Origin of the sequence: Methylobacterium segetis (genome assembly GCF_004348265.1) — a bacterium.
In the GTDB taxonomy this organism is placed as follows: domain Bacteria; phylum Pseudomonadota; class Alphaproteobacteria; order Rhizobiales; family Beijerinckiaceae; genus Methylobacterium; species Methylobacterium segetis.
Map to the genome: position 1 here is coordinate 1 of NZ_SMNT01000211.1, position 2,962 is coordinate 2,962.

At 69.4% G+C, this 2,962-nt stretch carries 1 protein-coding gene and 1 pseudogene; both read left to right on the plus strand.

What is annotated here, in order from left to right:
- Window positions 1-2,259, plus strand: a 2,259-nt coding sequence (gene infB, locus E1J50_RS26020) for a translation initiation factor IF-2 (protein ID WP_207919306.1), incomplete at its 5' end; no start/stop codon positions are given.
- A gap of 211 nt (window positions 2,260-2,470) precedes the next feature.
- A pseudogene (locus tag E1J50_RS26025) lies at window positions 2,471-2,962 on the plus strand (hypothetical protein); the annotation flags it as partial.

Genomic DNA, 2,962 nt, shown 5'->3' on the forward strand with positions numbered 1-2,962 from the left:
GCGGCCGCCTCTGCCGCTCGCTCCGCCCCGTCGGCCCGCCCGGCGACCGCTGCTCCGGTCCGCGCGCCGATCACGCCGCGCCCGCCCGCCGGCGAGCCGCGCCGGACGATCACGGCCGATGTCCGCAAGCCGCGCGACCTCAGCTTCATGGCGAAGCCCGCGCCGGCTCCCGAGCCCGAGAAATCCGCGACACCCGCCACCGCCGCGCGACCCGCCGGCGCGACGGCGGCTGCCCGCCCGGCCGGCCGCCCCGCGGTCGCTGCCGAGGAGGAGGGCGACACCAAGCGCGTGATCCGGCGGCCGGGCATGCCGCTGAAGATCATCACACCGCCCAAGACCCCCCGCTCGCCCGGCGGCGACCGCAATCGCGGCCGCCTGACGATCGCCAATGCCACCGCCGGCGAGGAGGAGCGCACGCGCTCGGTTGCCTCGTTCCGCCGTCGCCAGCAGCGCATGAGCGGCCACCGGCACGTGGAGCAGAAGGAGAAGATCGCCCGCGAGGTGACGGTCCCGGAGACGATCACGATCCAGGAGCTCGCCAACCGCATGTCGGAGCGCGCGGTCGACGTGATCCGTCTGCTGATGAAGCAGGGCGAGATCCACAAAATCACCGACGTGATCGACTCGGATACCGCCCAGCTCATCGCCGAGGAGCTCGGCCACACTGTGCGCCGCGTCGCCGAATCGGACGTCGAGGAGGGTCTCACCTCCGACGAGCCCGATTTCGAGGAGGATCTCGATCCCCGGCCGCCGGTCGTGACCATCATGGGCCACGTCGACCACGGCAAGACCTCGCTGCTCGACGCGATCCGCAAGGCGAACGTCGTCTCGGGCGAGGCCGGCGGCATCACCCAGCACATCGGTGCCTACCAGGTCGCGGCCCCGAGCGGCGACCTCATCACCTTCATCGACACCCCCGGCCACGCGGCCTTCACCTCCATGCGCGCCCGCGGCGCTAAGGTGACGGACATCGTGGTGATCGTGGTGGCGGCCGATGACGGCGTGATGCCCCAGACTGTCGAGGCGATCCAGCACGCCAAGGCGGCGGCTGTCCCAATGATCATCGCGATCAACAAGATCGACAAGGCCGACGCGAATCCGCAGCGGGTCCGCACCGAGCTGCTGCAGCACGACATCCAGGTCGAGTCGATGGGCGGCGAGACCCTGGAATTCGAGGTGTCGGCCAAGACCGGTGACGGGTTGCCCGACCTCCTCGAGGGTCTGCAGCTCCAGGCCGAGATCATGAACCTTCGCGCTAACGAGAAGCGCGACGGCGAAGGCACGGTCATCGAGGCGCAGCTCGATCGCGGACGCGGTCCGGTCGCGACGGTCCTCGTGCAGCGCGGCACCCTGTTCACCGGCGACATCGTGGTCGCGGGGGCCGAGTGGGGGCGCGTGCGGGCGCTCATCGACGACAAGGGCGAGAACATCCAGTACGCCGGGCCCTCGGTTCCGGTGGAGGTTCTCGGCTTCAACGGCACGCCGGATGCCGGCGACCGTGTCGTCGTCGTGCCGAACGAGGCCCGCGCCCGCGAGGTCACCGAGTACCGGGCGCGCATCAAGCGCGAGCGGCTCGCGGCCCGCACCGGTGGCGCCAACCGCTCGCTCGTCGACATGATGCGCGATCTCAAGGAAGGCGCCGGCCGCAAGGAGCTGCCGATCGTCATCAAGGGCGACGTGCAGGGCTCGGTCGAGGCGATCTCCGGTGCGCTGGAGAAGCTCGGCAACGACGAGGTCTCGGCGCGCATCCTGCTCGCGGGCGTCGGCGGCATCACCGAATCCGACATCACCCTGTCGCAGGCCTCCAAGGCCGTGGTCATCGGCTTCAACGTGCGCGCCCACAAGGAGGCACGCGAGGCGGCCGAGCGGGCCGGCACCGAGATACGCTACTACAACATCATCTACGACCTCGTGGACGACATCAAAGCCACGATGTCCGGCATGCTCCCGCCGACGCTCCGCGAGGAGCGCCTCGGCGAGGCGCTGGTCCAGGAGGTCTTCGAGGTCTCCAAGGTCGGCAAGGTCGCCGGCTGCCGCGTCCAGGATGGTGTGGTGGAGCGCGGCGCCCATGTTCGCCTGATCCGCGACAACGTCGTGATCCACGAGGGCAAGCTGAAGACCCTGAAGCGCTTCAAGGACGACGCGAAGGAAGTCACCTCGGGCCAGGAATGCGGCATGGCCTTCGAAAACTTCGAGAACATGCGCGCGGGCGACACGATCGAGTGCTACCGGGTCGAGGAGATCCGCCGCACGCTCTGAGGCGGTCCTTCCCTCCGGTCCGGATCGATGGGCGCGGCCTGCCTCAGGCCGCGCCCTTTCTTTTGGCGACCGGGGACGCTCTTAACGTTGACGCTCGATTCGTGCGGGGCGGCCCAGGGGCGCCCTGTTCAGGTGCATCTGCACCGCTTAGCCTCGGGCTCAACGAGACAATCATGCAGAGGCGGTCGACGGGCCGCGAGGACGGGGGCCGATGCTGAACTCCTACGTGATCCGTCGGGCGCTCTCCGACGGCAAGCACCGGAAGATCTTCGTCGAGCGCCTCACGGAGCCGCTGCACCTCAACCTGATCTCGCTCGGCGTCGCCCTGTTCGGCTCGTTCCGCGCCAAGGTCGCCTTCGACCTGATGGTGCGCCAGCAATACGCCTTCCCGATCCTGTTCGCGGCCGAGGAGGCGAAGAAGCGCGGGCTGTCGCGGATCACGGTGCTGGAATTCGGCGTCGCCGCCGGGGCCGGCCTCCTGAACATGTGCGAGCTTGCCGAGCGCGCCGAGGCCGCGACGGGCGTCGCCATCGATGTCGTGGGGTTCGATACCGGCAGCGGCATGCCGCCCGCGATCGATTACCGCGACATGCCGGAATATTTCCAGGAGGGCGATTTCCCGATGGATTTCGAGGCCCTGCGCCGCGCCTTGCCAGGCCGGTGCCGCCTCGTGATCGGCGACGCGGAGACGACGATTCCCGAA